19 protein-coding genes are annotated in these 20235 nt (G+C 63.1%); 7 read left to right on the top strand and 12 right to left on the bottom strand.

Annotated features, from left to right (window positions below; translation table 11 throughout):
- Positions 1-13: 13 nt before the first annotated feature.
- Positions 14-1204, bottom strand: coding sequence for an alpha/beta hydrolase (locus AAFG13_RS00625; RefSeq protein ID WP_342710815.1), 1191 nt, complete (start codon positions 1202-1204; stop codon positions 14-16).
- A 248-nt stretch (positions 1205-1452) separates the two neighbouring features.
- Between AAFG13_RS00625 and AAFG13_RS00620 the strand changes: the two genes are divergently transcribed.
- Entirely contained in the window at positions 1453-2034 is a 582-nt protein-coding gene (locus AAFG13_RS00620; RefSeq protein ID WP_342710814.1) for a TetR/AcrR family transcriptional regulator, read from the top strand.
- Positions 2035-2064: 30 nt separating this feature from the next.
- Here AAFG13_RS00620 and AAFG13_RS00615 read toward each other — a convergent pair whose 3' ends face one another.
- The 5 genes from AAFG13_RS00615 to AAFG13_RS00595 form a co-directional block, all read right to left on the bottom strand.
- Positions 2065-2796, bottom strand: a complete 732-nt coding sequence (locus AAFG13_RS00615) for a hypothetical protein (RefSeq protein WP_342710813.1) — start codon at positions 2794-2796, stop codon at positions 2065-2067.
- The gene (locus AAFG13_RS00610) at positions 2793-3230 is read right to left on the bottom strand and encodes a thioesterase family protein (RefSeq protein WP_212315290.1); all 438 of its coding nucleotides are present in this window, start codon (positions 3228-3230) and stop codon (positions 2793-2795) included. Before AAFG13_RS00610 ends, AAFG13_RS00615 begins: the two co-directional genes overlap by 4 nt.
- Entirely contained in the window at positions 3230-4138 is a 909-nt protein-coding gene (locus AAFG13_RS00605; protein ID WP_342710812.1) for a fumarylacetoacetate hydrolase family protein, read from the bottom strand. The genes AAFG13_RS00610 and AAFG13_RS00605 overlap by 1 nt, the downstream gene beginning before the upstream one ends.
- Before the next feature lie 44 nt (positions 4139-4182).
- Positions 4183-5289, bottom strand: a complete 1107-nt coding sequence (locus AAFG13_RS00600) for a cupin domain-containing protein (protein WP_342710811.1) — start codon at positions 5287-5289, stop codon at positions 4183-4185.
- A 505-nt stretch (positions 5290-5794) separates the two neighbouring features.
- Positions 5795-6823 carry a carbon-nitrogen hydrolase family protein gene (locus tag AAFG13_RS00595; protein WP_342710810.1) on the bottom strand — a complete coding sequence of 343 codons (1029 nt, stop codon included), beginning with the start codon at positions 6821-6823 and terminating at the stop codon, positions 5795-5797.
- Positions 6824-6916: 93 nt separating this feature from the next.
- Here AAFG13_RS00595 and AAFG13_RS00590 point away from each other — a divergent pair, with 93 nt between their 5' ends.
- Genes AAFG13_RS00590 through AAFG13_RS00575 form a run of 4 tightly spaced genes read left to right on the top strand, consistent with a single transcriptional unit; the run spans position 6917 to position 11628 of the window.
- Positions 6917-9076, top strand: a complete 2160-nt coding sequence (locus AAFG13_RS00590) for an indolepyruvate ferredoxin oxidoreductase subunit alpha (protein WP_342710809.1) — start codon at positions 6917-6919, stop codon at positions 9074-9076.
- Positions 9077-9086: 10 nt separating this feature from the next.
- On the top strand, positions 9087-10652 hold the full coding sequence (locus AAFG13_RS00585; RefSeq protein ID WP_342710808.1) for an indolepyruvate oxidoreductase subunit beta family protein: 1566 nt from the start codon (positions 9087-9089) through the stop codon (positions 10650-10652).
- Positions 10652-11146, top strand: a complete 495-nt coding sequence (locus tag AAFG13_RS00580; RefSeq protein WP_212315298.1) for a MarR family transcriptional regulator — start codon at positions 10652-10654, stop codon at positions 11144-11146. Before AAFG13_RS00585 ends, AAFG13_RS00580 begins: the two co-directional genes overlap by 1 nt.
- A complete protein-coding gene (locus tag AAFG13_RS00575; RefSeq protein WP_212315299.1) occupies positions 11146-11628 on the top strand; it encodes a MarR family winged helix-turn-helix transcriptional regulator in 483 nt (160 codons plus the stop codon). The genes AAFG13_RS00580 and AAFG13_RS00575 overlap by 1 nt, the downstream gene beginning before the upstream one ends.
- A gap of 11 nt (positions 11629-11639) precedes the next feature.
- Here AAFG13_RS00575 and AAFG13_RS00570 read toward each other — a convergent pair whose 3' ends face one another.
- From AAFG13_RS00570 to AAFG13_RS00550, 5 genes are read right to left on the bottom strand one after another with little or no spacing between them, the layout of a single operon-like run.
- Positions 11640-12368, bottom strand: a complete 729-nt coding sequence (locus AAFG13_RS00570; protein WP_342710807.1) for an SDR family oxidoreductase — start codon at positions 12366-12368, stop codon at positions 11640-11642.
- Positions 12369-12370: 2 nt separating this feature from the next.
- Positions 12371-13987 (bottom strand): ATP-dependent acyl-CoA ligase, encoded by a 1617-nt coding sequence (locus tag AAFG13_RS00565; RefSeq protein ID WP_212315302.1) that lies wholly within the window; start codon positions 13985-13987, stop codon positions 12371-12373.
- A 7-nt stretch (positions 13988-13994) separates the two neighbouring features.
- On the bottom strand, positions 13995-14471 hold the full coding sequence (locus AAFG13_RS00560; protein ID WP_342710806.1) for an aromatic-ring-hydroxylating dioxygenase subunit beta: 477 nt from the start codon (positions 14469-14471) through the stop codon (positions 13995-13997).
- A complete protein-coding gene (locus AAFG13_RS00555) occupies positions 14468-15808 on the bottom strand; it encodes an aromatic ring-hydroxylating dioxygenase subunit alpha (RefSeq protein ID WP_342710805.1) in 1341 nt (446 codons plus the stop codon). The genes AAFG13_RS00560 and AAFG13_RS00555 overlap by 4 nt, the downstream gene beginning before the upstream one ends.
- Positions 15809-15826: 18 nt before the next feature.
- The gene (locus tag AAFG13_RS00550; RefSeq protein ID WP_342710804.1) at positions 15827-16777 is read right to left on the bottom strand and encodes a PDR/VanB family oxidoreductase; all 951 of its coding nucleotides are present in this window, start codon (positions 16775-16777) and stop codon (positions 15827-15829) included.
- 604 nt (positions 16778-17381) lie between these two features.
- On the opposite strand from AAFG13_RS00550, the gene AAFG13_RS00545 reads away from it, so the two are divergent.
- Entirely contained in the window at positions 17382-17615 is a 234-nt protein-coding gene (locus AAFG13_RS00545; RefSeq protein ID WP_212315310.1) for a hypothetical protein, read from the top strand.
- 321 nt (positions 17616-17936) lie between these two features.
- A complete protein-coding gene (locus AAFG13_RS00540) occupies positions 17937-18839 on the top strand; it encodes a universal stress protein (RefSeq protein ID WP_342710803.1) in 903 nt (300 codons plus the stop codon).
- 182 nt (positions 18840-19021) lie between these two features.
- Here AAFG13_RS00540 and AAFG13_RS00535 read toward each other — a convergent pair whose 3' ends face one another.
- On the bottom strand, positions 19022-20194 hold the full coding sequence (locus tag AAFG13_RS00535) for an acyl-CoA dehydrogenase family protein (RefSeq protein WP_342710802.1): 1173 nt from the start codon (positions 20192-20194) through the stop codon (positions 19022-19024).
- Positions 20195-20235: the final 41 nt, after the last annotated feature.

The raw sequence follows: 20235 nt of genomic DNA, 5'->3' as shown, positions 1-20235 counted from the left end.
GGCAACAGCAACATCAATGGCTTGTCGGCCCGGCGCTGCGCACGCCCACCTCCTTCATGAAGGCGAGCAGGAGCGTGCTGAGCCGAACCGGCTGCTCCTGCTGGATCCAGTGACCGGCGCCGTCGATCAGCTCGATGCCGTCCATCCGCGCTGCCGCCTTCGTCCTCATCAGATCGACCGCGCCCGGCGCCGAATAGGTGCCCCAATCGCTCTTCCCGCCGATGAAGAGCGACGGGACATCGATCGTCTTGCCCGAAAACAGGCGCAGCTCAGCGTTCAGGTCAGGATCGGAATAGACGCGATAAGCCTGCAAAGCGCCTTGAAACCCGGTGCGGCCATACACCTCGGTGTACACGCCAAGTTCCGGCTCGGTGAGCCATTTGCAGGCCTGGACCTCGGCGGCGGAAGGGTGGAATGGAGCAACGGTCTCGGGCATCGTCTTGCCAAGATCCATGACGTAATAGGTGGGCATTTGTGCAAGTTCGATGGCGGTTCGCGCCTTCAACGGATGCGGCTTATTTCCCCGCCAGTCAGCGCTCTTGACGTGGAAGAATGCACGAAGAAACGCATGTAGACCTTGAGGGGGGTGCCACATGTCATCGTTCGCCCCCCGTGTGCTCAAGTATTGTTGGTAATGCTCTCTCGGCGGATCGAGCGCCGCCAGCGCGGCCGCCAACTTTTGATTTTCAGTGTTCGGTTGGACCGACGATGCCTCGCTTTCCGCAGTGTTGAAAGGAAACGCCGGCGGACCGGGGAACGGTGCGCTCATCAGCACCACCGAGGGAAAGACGTCAGGTCGCGCCAGCGTACAATAAGCCGCCACGGGCGAGCCGAAGTCGTGCCCGACGAGCATGGCCGTGCGCCGATACCCCAACGCCGAAACCAATCCGAGGGCGTCACGCGTCATGTTCAAGAGGCTGAACGGTTCTAGCGGGGCATCATAGCTGTTCACCCAACCGGTGGTGCGGCCAAAACCCCGCTGGTCGGGCGCCACCACATGGTACCCGGCCTCAGCAAGTAGCGGGAGCAGGTGTCGCCAGCCGTAAGCCAAATCCGGAAAGCCGTGCAGAAGCAGCGCGAGCGGCCGGCCGGGGCTTTCGTAGCCGGCCTCGAGAATATGGACATCGAGGCCGTTGACCCCATGGATCATGCGCGAGCGGACCCCCTTGGGAAGCGTTCCATCGCCATATGCTGATGTGATCAAATCAGTTCCTCCTATGGGGTTTGCACGGGCCGGTCGAAGCGAAGCCGCAACCAGGCCGGCCGCGCCCATCGCCAGGACGGCTCGTCGGGACGCCGATGACTTGAAACCAACTGGATGACTCATGACGGAACGCACCGTCCGCGTGCAGGCGCTTGGCCGAGGGGCATCACCGGATTTCCTACTATGGTGATCACCATAGTATGGCAATCGCCATAGAAGCGTCAAGCAGAACGTGTTACGTTCACGGCATGCCACGCAAGACTGACGCCCGCGCTCGCGCGATTGCCACCGCCGAACGACTGTTTCGCATCCAAGGCTACACGGCGACTGGATTGACCCAGATCATTGCAGAAAGCGGTGCGCCCAAAGGATCGTTCTACTTTCACTTTCCACGGGGCAAGGCACAGCTCGCAGAGGAAGCAATCGATCATTACGTTGCGGCTAGAATCGCGGTATTGCGGAATATCTCGGCGAATACGACGGGCGATGCTCTGAATTTCGTTCATCAGATTTTCAGCACATTCGCGGCCGAAATGGTCGCCTCAGATTTCCAGTACGGATGTCTCATGCAAAATCTGGCGAATGAGCTGCCCGCGCTCGACGCTGAGCTGACCAAACGGGTAGCGCGCGGATTTGTTGATTCGACCGAGATTGTTGCGGAGCATTTCAGAGGGTGCGGTTTCGCTCCCGCGCGCGCATCCTCTACCGCAGCCGCATTGGTAGCCGCCCTCGAAGGCGCGCGAACGATCGCCCGCCTGGAACGCACGCCGGCTATATTCGAGGCGCTGGCGGATGTCAGTGTCCAGAGGTGGGCTGCCCCCGAGCGGTGATCCGCGCCCAATGTTCTCGCTACGATGCCATCATCGCGGCGTTCCGCCCTCGCCCATCTCCCCGGTCGGGACGATCCTCGTCAGCATCGGAAAATGCTTGTTGCCGCCCGCGAACGGCGGAAACCGGACGAAGTCCGCGCGCATGCGCTTGATCACGTCGGAGCTCAGCGCGAGCGCAAGAGCTTGCGGGCTGTCGAACATCAGTCTGTTGCGCTGCATGTACTCGACCCGCCGCGACGGCAGCCGGTCGACCCAATCGATGCGCGTGTAGATCTCGATCTGGCGGATGTCAGGGAAGGTCCGCATGATCGACGGATGATGCTCCAGGTAATGCAAATTCCAGGCATTCATATCGTCGGCCGGCCCGGGATAATGCACGAGGTAGCTGCACGGCATCACCGTGCCGTTCGCATGCGTGGCGGCGTCGACCGGAAAGACGCGCGTCACCATCGCCTGATGCGTCACGTCCAATCCGGCAAGGCTCGGCAGTCCGCGACCTGCCGCAAGACCTGCGAGCACGCCACCGCGATCCATCGCGGCCTCGCACGCAAACAGGTTCGGAAAACGCAGTTGGAGCGCAAACACCGGCCCGGTCCCGTCAGCCTTGTAGGGATGATCGACCAATTGCTCCAGCGGCGTAAACAGCAGGCCTTCGGCCATCCCCGGAGTAGACCCCACCATGGCAGCCGCAGCCGCAAGATCGCCTGCGTGAATTCGCCGCTCGCCTTTCGGATCGGAGAACGTCATGAACAGCGAGATCATAGCGACACCACCTGCGTGTTTTCGTCTGCTTGGCGATGCAGCTCGAGCGCAGCACGAACGTCGTCGGGCCACGGAATCGCGCGATGATCGACCAGCGACGTCGCGGCAAGGATCTGGCGCGCGCGCCAGCGCACGCCATCGGCTCCCGTCACGACGTGCGCCAGATCGAGCGAGGCGCGGCCGATCTTAACGATGCGCAGACCGAACGTCAGGTGGTCGCCGAACTTCGACGGCCGCGAAAAGTCGCAGGCCAGATGCACGGTCGGGGTCCCGATCCTGCGGATCGTGATCAGCTCCGGCCAGGAAAATCCGATCACAGCCCAGAACTCCTCGACCACGCCATTGAGGATGTTCAGGTAGGACGGGAAATAGGCGATCCCCGATGGATCGCAATCCCCGAACCTCAGCTCGCGATCGAACGAGAATGGCGTCATCAGACCGCAACAACGGGGTGCCGGATGACGCCGACGCCATCGATGCCCGCCTCGACCACATCACCGGGCCACAACCATTCCTGCGGGCTCATGCCGGCGCCCACGCCTTCGGGCGTTCCGGTCGCGATGATGTCACCGGGCTCGAGCGTCATGCCGGACGAGATGTCGGAGATCAGGGCCGGAATGTCGAAGATCATGTATTTGGTGTTGGAGTCCTGCTTCACGACGCCGTTCTTGGTCAGCCAAAGCCTGAGATCATGCGGGTCGGGAATCTCATCCGCGGTCACGATGCAGGGGCCGAACGGCGCGTAGGTGTCCATGCCCTTGGAAAAGATCCACTGCCCGGCGCGACGATTGTCGCGCGCGGAAATATCGATCATCACGGAATAGCCGAAGACGTGATCCATCGCCTTCTCGACCGGGATGCGCGTCGCGGTCTTGCCGATGATGACGGCGAGCTCGACTTCCCAGTCGAGCTGCCGGGTGATGCGGGCATTGTGCTGGATCGCCGCTCCCGGTCCGATCACGGCGGTCGGCGGCTTGGAGAACACCACCGGCTGCTTCGGCAGATCCTTGTCGGTGTCGAGGCTCTTGGCGGACTCCACCACATGGGCGCGATAGTTCAGCCCGATCCCGAAGATGTTTTTGCGCGGGCGCGGGATCGGTGCCTGCAGCTTGACGTCCTCGAGCGGAACGGCGGCGCCGACCGGCAGCGCCCCGTTGGCGCTGTCCAGATATTCCTTCAACGCCGGCAGCAAGGTGACGGCGTTATCGATCAACGAGAGCATATCGCCCGGCCAGACCAGACCGCGGGACGCACCGAGACGCTCGACATCGACAACCAAACCGTTGACGACAACCCCAAGCCGGGCGCCGCCGGAGCCCAAGGTGTAGGTAACAAGACGCATGAGAGCTTGATCCGATTATTCGGGTTGAATTCTGCGGGGAAATGTCAGGCCGCGACCGGCTGATGGCCGGCATTGTCGCCATAGGCCTCTTCACGGTAGAGACCGAGCCCTTCGATGACAGGCAGGTCATTGAAGCAGAACAGGCAAGCGTCCTCGCTCGCCGAGGCGTTGCCGTGCTCATGCCAAGCCCAGGAAGGAACGCAGAAAATGTCGCGCTCCTGCCACTCGAACCGCTTACCGCCGATCACGGAGTAGCCGTGTCCTTTGGCGACCTGATAGACGAAGCTTCCGGTGTGCCGGTGCGACCTGGTGGTCTCGCCCGGCCGCAGCAACTGCATACTCGCGCCGATGGTCTGCATCACATGTCCGCCGGTGATCGGATTGACATAGTTCATCAGGATGCCGTCATAGGGCGATCCGTCGGTCGCGGCGGCATACTTTCGCAACGACTCGTAAGTCGGCTCCCACTCATATTTGAACATCGGTGAATAGCCGTTCGACCATCGCGAACCCGCCGGCCGAAGACCGGGATTGCCCCAGGTCTTGGTCATGTCGTCGACGGGATAGCCCGACTCCTCCTGCTGGATCTTCGGGTGCACGACGAAGAAATTCGCCTCCAGCGCATTGACGAGCGGAATGTCGAGCCCATCCTGCCAGATGCAGACCGAGCCGTTTCCCTCGACGCCATGCTCGTGCCAGGTGCCGTTCGGCGTCAGCACGAAATCCCGCGCGCCGAGTGTCATCTTGTGGCCATCGACGATGGTGTAGGCGCCCGTCCCTTCCATGATGAAGCGCAGGGCGGAGGCCGAATGCGCGTGGGCCGACGCCACTTCGCCCGGGTGCATCACCTGCAAGCCTGAATAGAGCCAACCGACAGCGGCCGACACGTCGCGGCGACCGGGATTGTTGAGATAGATCACCCGCCGTCCCGCCTTCTCCGGCGAGACGAGCTCCACCGAGCGCAGTACGTGCTCACGCAGATCGCTATAGCGCCAGAGAACGGGAACGGACGCCGATTGCGGCTGCCACGGCTCGATCTGGTTGGCGACCGTCCACAGCGCGGCCGCTTCGAACTTCTCGAGGTCCTTGTAGTAGGCCTTGAGCTCCGGGGTATCCTCGACGTTGGCCCGGCCGATGACGTTTTCACCCATCCTGTCCTTCAAGTCTTATCTGATGACGTCCTGTCGCCACATGCATGGGACTATCGTCCTGGCGTTCGCCAGGACGACGGTGAAGCTGGCTGTCGATTCAAGTTGCCGCACCACGCGGTGTCATCACCCGCGAAAGCGGGTGATCCAGTATTCCAGAGACGTCTGTGCTTGAGCCGAGAGGCCGCGGCGTACTGGATCGCCCGGTCCATGTGCGCAATTGCGCACAGGCCGGGCGATGACAGCTGTGGGTCCTTGCGTAACATCGTCGTCTTGGCGGAAGCTAGAACGACGGTGAGGAGAGTTCGCGATTCGTGGCGTCGGAAAATCGACTCCTGTCGCCACATCCAAAACTGTCGTCCTGGCGAAGGCCAGGACCCATAACCACCGCATTCAATTGTGAAAGGGATCGTGGACGCAGATCGCTCGACAATGACCATTCGGGGTAATGGGTCCTGGCTTTCGCCAGGACGACGGTGAGGAGGCGTCGTTGGATCGACACGTCCCATCATTCCGTCCTGCCTGGAATTGAGACGAAGTTCGCCTGCTCCGCGGCATCAGCCGCCAGACGCTCGCCTTCCGCAAGGCCGAGCGGCGCCTGCGGACGGCGGTTGACCCGCAAATCGAAGATGTCGAACCGATTATAGTGCCCGACGATGTCATGCATCTGCTTTGGCTGAATGCAGCGCTCGAGGTCGATATCGGCATAGACGATGCCTTCATCGTCGATCAGTGGCTCGCCGACGAGACGGCCGTCCGGTCCGATCACGCCGGAGAACGCGCTCGACTTGCGCTGCAGGCGCGCCCGCGCGTCAGGGACGACGCTCTCCATGGCCGCAATGATCTCCTCCGACACGGTCGAGCAGGAAACGATCGTGAAGATCTTTCCCTCGAAGGAATGAGCAATGGCGCGCAACTTGATCGCCTCCGCCATGTCGTAGTCCGGCGGCGCGACGGGAAGCGAGATATAGCTCGCGACGTGAACCAGCTCGCCCTGCCCGAGCAGCGCGAAGCGCGCGAGCGTGTTGGTGTTCTCACCGCAGGCGAGCCCGCCGAGGCGCCCGATCTCGGTGTCATAGACGCGCAGGCTCGACCCGTCGCCGCCGGTCCAGGTCAGCTTCTCTGCCCAGGTCGGCACCAGCTTGCGGTGCTTGCCGAGCAGCGCTCCGTCCGGGCCGATAAAGACCAGCGTGTTGTAGATTGCGCCGAGCGACACCGGGCTGCGCTCGTTGACGCCGAGTACGACGTAGCACCCGCTATCGCGCGCCGCCTTGCGGACAATGTCGATCTCGGGACCCGGCACCAGCACCGACGCCTTGACGAGCTTCTCGAACCAGGCGCTGCCCGTGACAGGATCGGTGATCCAGTTCCAATAGGGATAGCCGGGCACGAAGACTTCGGGGAATGCGACCAGCTTCGCGCCGTTCGCCGCCGCTTCACGCACCAGTGAGGCGGCCTTGTCGGCGGTCGCGCTGGCGTTGAGATAGACAGGTGAAGCCTGGACGGCGGCGGCTCTAAAGCGCGGCAGCTTCAGCATTGGCCCTACCCTGTCGCCGGCTCATAATCGGGGCGCAGCGTTTGACTTACTTTACATGTAAACGTATGCTATCGCATATTTCTGGAGGGTGCAATGGCTGAACGGTCTTTTGCTCGTGAGGTCAAGGATCTCCGGCTCGGCGACGGCGACACCTTCCGCGGTGAAGGCATCCTCGCCATCACCAAGGCACTCCTGCAATCGGGCGTCGCCTATGTCGGCGGCTATCAGGGCTCGCCGATCTCGCACCTGATGGACGTGCTGGCCGACGCCAAGGACGTGCTCGACGATCTCGGCGTCGTGTTCCAGAGCTCCGCCAATGAAGCGGCGGCGGCGGCGATGCTGTCTGCCTCCGTGATGTATCCGCTGCGCGGCGCGGTCGCGTGGAAGTCGACGGTGGGGACCAATGTTGCTTCCGACGCGCTGGCCAACCTCGCCTCCGGCGGCGTCACCGGCGGCACGATGATCATCGTCGGCGAGGATTACGGCGAAGGCTCCTCGATCATGCAGGAGCGTACCCATGCCTTTGCGATGAAATCGCAGATCTGGCTGCTGGATCCGCGCCCTGACCATGAATGCATCGTCAACCTGATCGAGAAGGGCTTCGAGCTCTCGGAGGTCTCGAACACCCCGGTCATGCTGGAGGTGCGCGTCCGTGCCTGTCACATGCACGGAAGCTTTGCCTGCAAGGACAATGTCAGGCCGGCTCACACCATCAAGGACGCCCTGAACAATCCGAAGCGCGACGTCGGCCGCATCGTGCTGCCGCCGGCGGCCTACGAGCATGAGCAGGAGAAGATCAAGACGCGGATGCCCGCAGCCATCAACTTCGTCCGCGACCACAGGCTGAATGAATGGATGGGGCCGAAGCAGGGCAAGGTCGGCATCATCATGCAGGGTGGGATGTACAACAACGTCGTCCGCGCACTGCAATATCTCGGGCTGTCCGATGCCTACGGCAACACGCAGGTTCCGCTCTACGTCATGAACGTCACCTACCCCGTGATCGACACCGAGGTCGCCGAGTTCTGCCTCGACAAGGACGCCGTCCTGATCGTCGAGGAAGGCCAGCCGGAATATCTGGAGCAGGCGATCAACACGGTGCTACGCCGCAGAGATATCCAGGCGCGCATCCACGGCAAGGACGTGCTGCCGATGGGTGGCGACTATACCGCGCAGGTGCTGCTCGGCGGCGTGCGCGAATTCATCGAGAAGACCGAGCCGAGGCTGCTCGGCAATCGGCCGCCGGCGCCTGACGCGAGCCCCGTGCTCAACCACCCCGAGGTCGAGAAGCTGAAGCACGTCGTGCCGGCGCGTCCGCCCGGGCTTTGCACCGGCTGTCCGGAGCGGCCGATCTTCGCCGCCATGAAGCTGGTCGAGAGCGAGCTCGGCCTGCACCACGTCTCCGCCGACATCGGCTGTCACCTGTTCTCGATTCTTCCGCCGTTCAACATCGGCGCGACGACCATGGGCTTTGGCCTTGGCCCGGCCTCGACCTCGGCCTTCAACGTCAAGGCCGACAAGCGCTCGATCGCCGTGATGGGTGACGGCGGCTTCTGGCACAACGGGCTGACCAGCGGCATCGGCAACGCCGTCTTCAACAAGCATGACGGCGTCTTCATCATCGTCGACAATTACTACACCTCGGCGACCGGCGGTCAGGACATCCTGTCGTCGCGCGCGACGAGCAAGCGGCGAAACACCAACAACTCGATCGTGCAGGCCGTGAAGGGCATCGGCGGGCAATGGGTCCGGCAGATCGATCGCACCTACGATGTCGGCCGGATGCGCGACACGCTGAAGGAAGCGCTGACGACCAAGGAGGAAGGCCCGAAGGTCATCGTCGCGTCCTCCGAATGCATGCTGAACAAGCAGCGCCGCGTGAAGCCGCAGATCAGCAAGGCGATCAAGGACGGCGTTCGCACTGTGAAGGAACGCTTCGGCGTCGACGAGGACGTCTGCACCGGCGACCACGCCTGCATCCGCCTCTCCGGCTGCCCGTCGCTCTCGGTCAAGCAGCTCGATGATCCCTTGCGCGACGATCCCGTTGCGGCCATCGACAATTCCTGCGTCGGTTGCGGCAATTGCGGCGAGGTCGCGGACGCAGCGGTGCTGTGTCCCTCATTCTATCGCGCCGACGTCATTCACAATCCGACCGGCTGGGACAAGTTCAAATCCAGGGTCGCGATGGCCGTGATCGGCTGGCTGCAGCGGCGGCGCGATCGCCGGCGTCCGGCGCTCGAGGCTTTGGCATGAGAGCCTTGTCATGAGAGACGAGACGGTCCAGCTGGCGCTTCCTGCCGCAGGTGACGCGACCGAGCGGCCGATCTCGATCGCGATCGTCGCGATGGGTGGCCAGGGCGGCGGCGTCCTCACCGACTGGATCGTCCAGCTCGCCGAGAACCATGGCTGGGTCGCGCAGTCGACCTCGGTGCCCGGCGTCGCCCAGCGCACCGGCGCCACGATCTACTATATCGAGGCGATGCCGCCGCTCGATGGCCGCAAGCCGATCCTGTCGCTGATGCCGACGCCCGGCGACGTCGACGTAGTGATGGCGGCGGAATTCATGGAAGCCGGCCGCTCGATCCTGCGCGGCCTGGTGACGCCGGATCGCACCACGCTGATCGCATCCAATCACCGGACGTTCGCGATCGGCGAGAAGATTGCGCCGGGCAACGGTATCGCCGACGGGGAGGCGGTGACCGGCGCCATCGGAATCGCCGCCAAGACCGAGATCATCTTCGACATGAACGCGCTGGCGATCGCCAATGGCAGCGTGATCTCGGCTGCGATGTTCGGCGCGCTCGCAGGCGCCGGCGTGCTGAGCTTCAGCCGCGAGAGCTATCTCGACGTCATCCGCGCCGGCGACAAAGGCGCGCAAGCCAGCGTCCGCGCGTTCGAGGCTGCGTTTGACCGGGTGCAGTCGAAATCCCCCGACCCGGTGCCGCCGGCCCAATCGGAGGCGGCTGACACCGCTCCCTCCCCGGCAGCTCTGGATCCCCGTCTTGCCGGCCTCGCCGCGCGGTTGACGCAAGAGTTGCCCGACGCCGTGCAGGCCATGGGCCGCGCCGGGCTGAAGAAGGTCGTCGATTTCCAGGACGTCGCCTATGGCGATGAATATCTCGACATCCTCGGCAAGCTCCACGCCGCCGATCGGAGCTGCGGTGGCGCCGGGCGAGATTTTGCCTTCACCCAGGCCGCCGCAAAATATCTCGCCAACGCCATGGCCTATGATGACGTCATCCGCGTTGCCGACCTCAAGACCAGATCCAGCCGCCGCGCGCGGATCGAGGACGAGCTCGAATTGTCGCAGGATCAGGTGCTGCAGACCACCGAGTTCATGCATCCCCGCATGGAAGAGGTCATGGGCATGCTCCCAGTGGGCCTTGGCCGCTGGCTTGGCGCCAGGCCGCGCCTCCTCGGCTGGCTCGATCGGCGCGTCAACAAGGGGCGCCGGGTGCGGACCTACTCGCTGCCCTGGTTCCTCGCGCTCTATGTCGTCGGCGGCCTCCGCGGCATACGCCGCCGCTCGCTGCGTCACGCCATCGAAACCGCTCATCGGGACCAATGGCTCAACGCCGCGACAGAGGCGGTGCGAGCAAACTATCAGTTGGGCGTCGAGGTCCTGCAATGCCGGCGCCTTGTCAAAGGCTATTCCGACACCCACAGCCGCGGCCTGTCGAAATTCGACAAGACGCTGGCCGCGATCAGACTGGTCGCACCGCGTGACGATGCCGCCGACTGGGCGCGCCGACTGCGGGAGGCCGCGCTGAAGGACAGCGAAGGCAAGGAGCTCGACGGCGTGATCCAGACCATCAAGAGTTTTGCATGATGCCGGCAGCACTCAAGGAGAGCACGGCTCCCGTATTCGGGCAGATTGAAACCCGGCTTTGGCTGCAATTGCTGTCCCTGCACGGCGAGCTGTTTGCGTCGCTGAATTCCATGCTGAGCTCGGAGTTCGGCTTGTCGCTGGCCAAGTTCGACGTGCTGGCTCAGCTCGATCGCTACAGGGACGGAATGGCGCTCGGGCAGTTGTCGCAGAACCTGAAAGTGTCCGGCGGCAACGTCTCGGGCCTGGTGCAGCGACTGCTGGCCGACGACCTGATCAGCAAGGAAATGTCGAGCGAGGACCGCCGGTCGTTCATCGTGCGCCTGACGCCGAAAGGCGAAGCACTGTTCAGGAAGGCGGCTGACGTGCACAAGCGGCATCTCAGCGAACGGCTTGAAAATATTCCCGCCCAGGAGCTGGAGACTGCACTGTCGGTGTTGCGGTCCCTCTCCTCGAAACTTGGCAGCGAAAGCAAGAAGCAGGGTCGCAGGACATAATGGCCAAAGACTCCAGGAGCAGATGGAAATCCGGTCCACCGCGGACACGGGACCAGCTGCAAAGCTACATTCCCTATCTCTTCAACCGGCTCGCCAATCGCTGGAACCTGGATCAGAACCGCGATCTCAGCGAGCACAACATCAACAACGTCGTGTTCCGGACGTTGTCGGTCCTGTTCATCTACAAGACCCTGACCGTCAACGAGATCGCCGTGCTGGCGGTCACCGAGCAGTCGACCGCGAGCCGCATGGTCGAGTCGATGGTGTCATCGGGTCTCGTCAAGCGCGAGATCGCCGAGGAAGACCAGCGTCGCCGCGTCGTCGGATTGACGGCGGACGGCGAGGCCCTGCTGCGCAAGATCTGGCCGATCATGGAGAAAAATTACGACCGGCTGACCGTCGGTATCGATCCCGACGAGATCGAGGTGTGCGCCCGCGTGCTGGCCAAGATGGTCGAGAACATCCGCCAGAATCAGATCTGATCCGCACGCGGTCATGGACTGAGGCCGGCAAGGCTGGTGCCGCCGCAGACGTAGAGCACCTGTCCGGTCACGAAGTCGGAGCGCTCGTCGAGGAAGAAGCGGATCGCGTGCGCCACGTCCTCGCGTGAGCCGAGCCGCCCGACCGGAACGTTGCGTGCCATCTTCTCCTGCTGCTCGGAGTCCTTCGGGATGACGCCCCAGAAATTGTCGGTCAGGATCGGACCCGGTGCGACCACGTTCACCGTGATCCCGCTCGATGCCAGCTCCAGCGCCCATGTCCGCGCCATGCCGTGCACGCCGGCCTTGGTGGCCGAATAGGCCGAGCGCGTGGCCGCGCCCATCGCGGCGCGCGAGCTCACGAACACGATCCGCCCGAACTTCCGTGAACGCATCCCTTCCATCGCCGCCTGGGTCAGCAGCATCGGTGCGCCCAGATGCAGCTGCGCCAGCGTCAGGATGTCTTCCGGCTTCGCGTCGGCCAGCAGATTCGGCAGGATGATTCCGGCATTGTGCACGAGGCAATCGACCGCATGATCCCGGCGGATCTCCTGTGCAATCGCCCTGGTCTCCGCGATGCTGGTCAAGTCCGCGCGATAGGCGCTCAGCAGATCATGCGTCCAGTCCGGCTTCTCGAGGCCGACCGAGACGACCCGCTGTCCCTCGCCGACGAGTTTCTTCGCCAAGGCCTCGCCGATTCCGGAATTGCCTCCGGTGATGAGTGTGGTGCGGGTCTGGCTCATGATCACTCCTGCCGCCGCTTGAGGTCGCGAAGATCGAAGAACGCGCCATCGCGCATCAGCTTCGCGACGAACTCCTTCAATCCGGCGCGCTGGATCTTCTCGGTCGCGGTCAGCGGGAGTTTTTCGACGAACGAGATCCAGCCCGGCGCCTTGTAATAGGCCATCTGCTCCAGGCTCCAGCGCACGATGTCCTCGGCGAGCGCGCGGTCGGCCCCCGGCTGCTCCGCGATGATGACAGCCGCGACCTCGTCGCCGCGCACCTGATCCGGTGTCGCCGCCACCGCGGCCTGCCGGATCGCCGGATGGCGGTTGAGCACGGATTCGACCTCGACCGCGGCGATGTTCTCGCCGGAGCGGCGGATCACGTTCTTCTTGCGATCGACGAAATGCAGATCGCCATCGGCATCGCGCGACACGATATCTCCGGTATGCAGCCATCCGTCCTTCCAGGCCTCGGCGGTGGCCTCCTCGTTCTTCAGGTACTCGCTGAAGAATCCGTAGCGGGGATCATCCCCCGCCCGCCGCACCAACAGCTCGCCCGGCGTTCCGACCGGCGCATCGTTGCCGCCGTCGTCGATGATCCGCACGTCGACTTCGGGCGCCGGACGTCCAAAACAGCTTGTGCCGATCTTGCGCGGCTCGACATGGGCGGCGATCACGCCGCCGCTTCCGGTCTCGGTCATCGCCCAGGCCTCGAGCAGCGGAAAACCGAAGCGCTCCTCGAACGGCGCGTGGAGCAGCTTGTCGACGCCGGCGCCGAAGCCGAACCGCACGGTGTGCGCGCGATCTTCATGCGTCGGCGGCGCGCTCATCAGCATCGAGGGCATGACGCCGAGATAATGCAGGCAGGTCGCCCGGCTGTCGCGCACCGATTTCCACCAGCTTCGCGGATGGAAGCGATCGAGCATCGTCAGGCTGCCGCCGACCGACAGCATCGCCATCAGCGACACCGCCATCGCGTTCATGTGAAACAGCGGCAGCGGCGTGATCATGCGCTCGCCATTGTTCCTGAGATCGATCAATCCGCCGACATCGCGATACCAGTCTCCGGAATACAGGAAATAGGTGTTGGTCAGCACGCAGCCCTTGGGCTGGCCTGTCGTCCCCGAGGTATAGAGCAGCGCGCATTCGCTCAAACCGTCGCCGGCGTTCGCCGGCCGCGCGCCGCCGAACGGGGCCGGAATCTCGCCGCTGTCGGTCGCAACCGGAATGGGCCGGCCGGCCTGGCGTGCCGCCGTCTCGACCTCGTCGCGTCGTTTGGCGAGGACGAACGCGGCATTCATCTCGGAATGCGCGATGATGTATTCGAGCTCGCTGACCCGCAGATCGGGGTTGATCGGCACCACGGACACACCGAGCGCGTTCAAGGCGAACCACAGCTCGACGAAGACCGGCCTGTTCTGCAGCAGCAGCCCGACCCGATGGCCTCTGCCATAGCCGTGGCCAGCGAACGCCGCGCGCCAGCGCTCCACCCGCTCAAACATGGCGCGATACGAGATCTCGCCGGCGGCGATGCCGTAGATATCGGCCGTCTCGGGCAGCACGTTGAGAAAGCAGGCTTCTCCCCGGCGGAGGGCGATCTCGCGAAAGCGGGCGTAGACGGTGGTCGCTGTGGTCAAGGCGCACTCACATGAAAAGCTGGATATTGCCGAACGGCGCGTCGAAATTCACGAGGTCGATGCGCTTGAGCCTGATCTTGAGGTCATCGCCGACTTGAACGAGATCGTGCGACGCCCATCCGGAAAAGCGTTCCAGCGTGTCGCCGCGCGTCTCGGTGTAGAGAAAGGACGTCCGCGCCTTGAATATGCCGGCCGCCGGGTCGCACGCGAGGATCTGCGGCGCCTGCAGCAGATGATGGCAGCGGCTCTTTGGCTTCTGGCTGAAGGTGCGTTCGCCGGCCAATCGCTCGATGCGCACTTTCATCAGCAACAGGTCTTCGTACATCAGCGACGGCTGCAGCACCGGATCCTGCTGCTGCCATTCCAGCGGCATCCAGTAGCGCCCTTCCGGGTGGAACAGGTCGAGCCACGCCTGCCATTGCATGGTGTCGAGGAGGTCGGCTTCCCGATAGATGAAATCGGTGATGGTCTTTTCGCTGATCATTCCGCGGCCTCGACCGGCTGGTCCATGTCCACGGTCATGAATTTGGCCCAGGCATGAAACTGATTCCGCATCTGGCGCTCCGACGTGCCGTTGATCACCGCGGTGACGTCAGGCTCCTCGCCGCTCTCGTAGAGCCGGCGCAGATTGACCCATTGATTGCCGTTCGACTTCAGCCCTTCCTGGGCCCGCTCATACATTTCGAGATCGTCGTGCCCGACGATCGAGGTCGGTGCGTTGATGAAGCGATTGTACATCAGCGCACGCTCGTAGAGCTTGTCGGGCGCGCCGACCAGACGATAGACCCAGCTCTCCACCAGCGTCCTGTCCACCGCGATCGGGATGAAATTGCGCAGGATCTGCACCGCGCCCTTGACCATGATGTTCGGGAAATAGACGGTGTTGTGCCGGACCTCTCCGAGAATCTCGTGGGCCCGCTTCTCGCCATAGGCCGCGACCATCTGGCCGAGATAGCCCTCAACGTCCGAATAGTTCGAATGGATGGAATTGGCGACGCCGGTATGGCCGTGGCCGTTGGGCCAGATCCGGATGCCGCTCTGCTCGTAGAACTCGTACGGGCTCATGAACGGCCCATAGAGCTGCACCGCCATCGGCTTCTCGGTGGAATCGCCCTGTTCGCGTTGCCAGACCTTGATGGCGGTGCCGGCCGAGCTCTCATGCGCCACCATGGGATGGCAGGTGTCGGTCTGGTTCTCGACCAGCATCTTCCAATTGCAGGTGTGCATGTAGCGGATCGGCATGGCCTCGACGGCCAGCTTCCCCTCCGGCGAACGATCGACCATGTTGTCGATGGTCGAGAGGCTTTCACCGAAATAGTCTTCGAAGCCGACGCCGTTTTCGCTCAGGCGCGCGAAAATGAAATCCCGGTAGACGACGACGTTCTTGATCCGCGACAGCCCGTCGTTGGCCTGGGTGTCGGTAAAGCCGGTGCCCTCGTAGCCCTTCTTCAGCGGGATCGCGAGCAGCGAGCCGTCGGTCTTGAACGACCAGGCATGATAGGGACAGCGGAAGAACTTTCCGGTATTACCGCACGGCTCGGAGGCGATCTTGACGCCCTTGTGCGGACAGCGATTGTAGAACAGGTGGATCGAGCCGTCGGTATGGCGGCTGGCCACCACCGGCTGCCGGCCGATATTGGCGGTGATGAAATCGCCGGCCTTCGACAACTGGCTGGCGTGCCCGACATAGATCCAGCTGTTGGGAAACAGATGCTCCATCTCGAGCTCGAACACCTCGGGATCGATATAGACATCGCGATGCACCTCGGCGTCGCGCACAAGCCCGCCGATCGCGCGGGGATTCTTTCCGTATTTCGCCATGGCGCCTCTTGCCTCCTCTCAGAGATCCAACACCAGCCGGTCCGACTTCGCACGCGACACGCAGATCTGCATGACCTTGTTGGACGCCTTCTCGTCGTCGCTGAGAATGACGTCGCGATGATCGGGCACGCCTGCGATCACGCCGCACTGGCAGATGCCGCAATCGCCCCGCCGGCAATCATAGAGCACGTCGAGCCCTGCCGCTTCCAGCGCCTGGATGATGCTCTGATCGGTCGCGACCGTGATGACCTGCCCCGTCGACTTGAGCTCGACCTCGAACGGCTGGTTCGGGGAACCGGCCGGCTCCGCCTTGAACAGCTCGAAATGGATGCGGTCTGCCGGGATGCCCCTGGCTAGCGCCGCTGTCTTCACCGCGTCAATCATGCCGGCAGGCCCGCAGACATAGACGTGGGCGTCTGCGGGCGCATCGCCAACCGCTGCCGCGATATCGAGGCGGGACGCATCGCTGTCGTAATGAACCGCCAGGCCGTCTGAACAGATCGCCTGCAACTGCGGCAGGAACGCCAGCAGCCCGGGCATTCGCCCGGCATAGTGCAGGCGAAACCAGGTTCCCTGCGCCTTCAGCACCGCCGCCATGGACAGGATCGGCGTAACCCCGATGCCGCCGGCAAACAGCAACGCCGGCGCGGCGCCCTCGTGAAGACTGAAATTGTTGACCGGCGCGGTCGCGCTGACGACGTCGCCGACCTTAAGGGCATGCATGAACTGCGAGCCGCCGGCCGACGTCTCCTCGCGCAGCACCCCCAGCGCAACGGCGCCTTCAGGCAGGTCCGGCAATGCCATCAGCGAATACGGCCGGTCTGCCCCGCCCGGCAGCAACACGCGAATGTGCGCACCCGCGTGCCACTCCGGCACGGCACCGCCCTCCACGCCAAACACGACGCTGCGAATGACCGACGTCTCCGCAACGATCGACTGCACTCTGAGCTTGAGCGGATGCGCGTCCATTCGGGCATCTCATATTATATGAATTTGCATATTTTTATACATGTAATAATTGCCTGTCAATCGTGAGTATCGGCGGTTGCGGCTCCCGGTCCTGCCGCGGCGTCGCGCGGCTTGAACGCGTGATCCGCGACGGGCGCGACGCCGGCGATCGAGCATTCCCACCGCCGTCGGCAAAACCGAGCGAGTTAGAGATCATCGAGGCCGAGGCCGACATCGTGCACCCGCATTTTCGTCGAGTACATCGCCGGCAAGACACCTCGCAACATCGCGATCGATATTGCGTGCCGGCGCCTCGCGGCTCGTCTTGGACGGCCATCGACCTTGTGGTTTGGAGAATGATGACGGTGGACGCGCGAACCCATGGAGGAACGCTGCTTGCAGCGCGAAAGGAAGGCCATCAGCGCGGAGGCCGAAGTCAATCATGCCCCATGTCGTCCCGGGCGGCCTGAAAACCTGCTGCTCAGAAGAATTACTTAGAAAGACCCTAGGGACACTTTGAACGGAAGCCGTATTTTCCTCCCTTATCCGTGAACCCGGCCACCGACTCGCTTTAGGTTGGCAGAGCCCTGTTTTCGCACCTGGACCCAATCTCGGAGGTCGCCACATGACGCAAAATCACGTCTGGTACGTCTCCTTCGTTGACGAACGCGACGCTCCACCCGAAAGGCATGCGCGAAGGACTACGACCTTCAAATCCGAGCAGGAAGCAAAGCAGTTCACCAGGACGCTGGCGCAGGACCGGCGTGTCAAAGGCCTTTCGGCCGGAACGATCAACCCGCACCAGCCAAAACGCGTCGTCGGATCTAGAGAAATTGGCCGATGGCTCGGCGACAATTAGGGCGCGTACTCATAAATCTCCGTCAACGTCCGCTCCGCTCCGATACCGACCGCGTGTGTGCAACTGGCAAATGACGCGATGGGCCATGCGGTCATTGGGACGTTCAGAGTTGCCCGCTCGCCCGATCTCCAATGAACGCGGCCGACGAGATTGCCAATAGTGCTGCGATCTCATTCGCCGCATATGCAGCGCCGTCGGGCTTTCAACGACCACAACCTGAGTCTTGCGGGGGCTTCAACACCCGTACCATACAGCCAAGCTGATGAATACGAGTCATCTACGGCTGCTCGGGGCCGGAGGTCCACGGGAAGAGCGACCCGCGTGGTGGCCGAACTTTTGATTTGTCGCAATTTGAAAGGGTTCGCCTCCGTTATTGTGTCAATTCGTCACCTGGGCCAGGACATGCTTAGGGACCTGCTAGTGCATATCGATGGCAACGAAGCTGGCCGCAGACGGCTTCAGCTGTCCATCGGGCTGGCGCGTGGCGCTGGAGCCCGGCTGACCGGGCTGCATGTCACGCCCCCTCCGGATGTTGAGCCGCTGTACAAGCCCAGCCAGCTGGACCAGGCGGTTGCCAACCTAGCGCGTACGCTCGCCGAGGATGCATGCTGCGCAGAAACGATCTTTGCAGACGAAACAGCGATGGGCCCGATAGACGCTCGCTGGTTCGCGGCGGAGGGCGATATTGTTCAGGGGATCGGCCACAGGGCGCGCTACGCCGATTTGGTGATCCTTGGCCAGCATGATCGGCAGGGGCCCCACGTCTCTCACCCCCTGCCGATTGCTCACTCGGTCGTCGTGCATTGCGGCCGGCCGGTGCTTGTCGTGCCCGCGAATGTCGGACCGTGTCAGTTCGCGCGCATTGGCATCGCCTGGGATGGAAGCCGCGAGGCCGTCAGGGCGGTCCACGATGCACTACCGCTGTTGGGTCTGGCCGGCTCCGTTGAGATCATAACCATCAATCCGTCGCCGGCCGCGCAACAAGCTGAGGACACCAACCAGTTGAGGGAACACCTCGCTCGTTACGGCGTAATTTCGCTAGAACCAGTCGCAATCGAAACCGGCGACGAAGCTGCAGCGCTTCGCGAACAGACAGAAAAGGCTAGTTATGACCTATTGGTGATGGGTGGCTACTCGCACCCGATGTGGCTGGAGTTCATTCTTGGCGGCACAACCAAGTCCGTGCTGCGGTCCTCCAAAATTCCAGTCCTCGTATCCCATTAGGCGAATGCACTGTGGTCGACCTGTCCGAAGACAGTGCGCAGACGCCGCCTCGGATATCAGACTGGGTGATCGGCCAGACGCCCGTCGGGTTCGAAGCCCAATTGCGGTCAGTGCGAATGTTGCAGAGGATTTACTGCTTCATCACCACGAACGTTCAGATATGCCACTCTTCCGCATCAGGCTCACGACATTGACGCGACCACATCCAGCATCACCTCCGTCGCGCCGCCGGCAATGGAGAGGATGCGGGCGTCGCGCGATATGCGCTCAATCGGGCTCTCCCGCATGACGCCCATGGCGCCGTGGAACTGCACGCATGCATACACCACCTCGTTGACGAGTTCGCCGCAGATGGCCTTCAACATCGAGATCTCGCGCATGCAGTCGTCGTCCGCCGCCATGCGCCAGGCGGTGGCATAGAGAAACGCGCGGCTTGCCTCCATCTTGGCAGAGAGCATCGCAAGACGCTGGCGGATCGCCTGCATGTCCCAAAGGACGCCTCCGAATGCGCGACGCGTTTTCACGTAAGTGAGGGTCATATCGATCGCCGCCTCGGCCATCCCGATAGCCATGGCGGCGAGGACCAGGCGCTCGTTCTGCAAGTTGCGCATGATGGAGTAGAAGCCTTGCCCCTCCGCGCCGAGCACGTTCTCGGCAGGAATGCGGCAGCCATCGAAGACGAGCTCGGCCGTATCGGAGGAGCGCCAGCCGAGCTTGTCCAGCTCGCGAGCCACGCTGAAGCCTGGCGTGCCCTTCTCGACGAGGAACATCGTGATCCCGTTGCTCCCTGCCGCGGAATCAGTCTTGGCCGCAACACAGTAGAGATCCGCGCAGACGCCGTTGGTGATGTACAGTTTCGTACCATCGAGCAGGTAGGAGTCGCCGTCTCGGCGCGCGCGCGTGCGGATGGCCTTCACGTCCGAGCCCGCATCCGGCTCCGTGATGGCGATCGCGGTGATCACCTCGCCGCTCACAATGCCCGGCATCCACCGAGCCCGTTGGGATTTGGTCCCGTCGTGAAAGACATAACCGGAAGCCATCTCGGCATGGACCAGCATTGCGTCCGCGGCGCCGGCATAGGTGGAGCGCCCGAGTTCCTCCGCGAAGACCGTCGATGCGACCGCGTCCATCTCGGCACCGCCGTACTCGGCCGGATAGCGGATGCCGAAGAAGCCAAGTTCGCCCATCCGACGCAGGACCGGACGCGGAACGCCGCCCTCCTCTTCCCAGCGATCTGCACAGGGCTTGATTTCCTCCTCGACAAAGCGGCGGACCTGGTCCCGTAAGAGCTCATATTCCGCCGCCGCCCAAGGCAGCTCCGGTCCTTGCGCCGATACCCAAGCTTTGTCCATCATCTTCGTCCGCTCCGCTATGAGCCCAACGCTCGAGGTCTAGA

This window comes from Bradyrhizobium sp. B124, assembly GCF_038967635.1.
GTDB lineage: Bacteria > Pseudomonadota > Alphaproteobacteria > Rhizobiales > Xanthobacteraceae > Bradyrhizobium.
The sequence above is the reverse complement of the archived record's forward strand: the minus strand, read 5'-3'. Positions and strand labels throughout refer to the sequence as shown.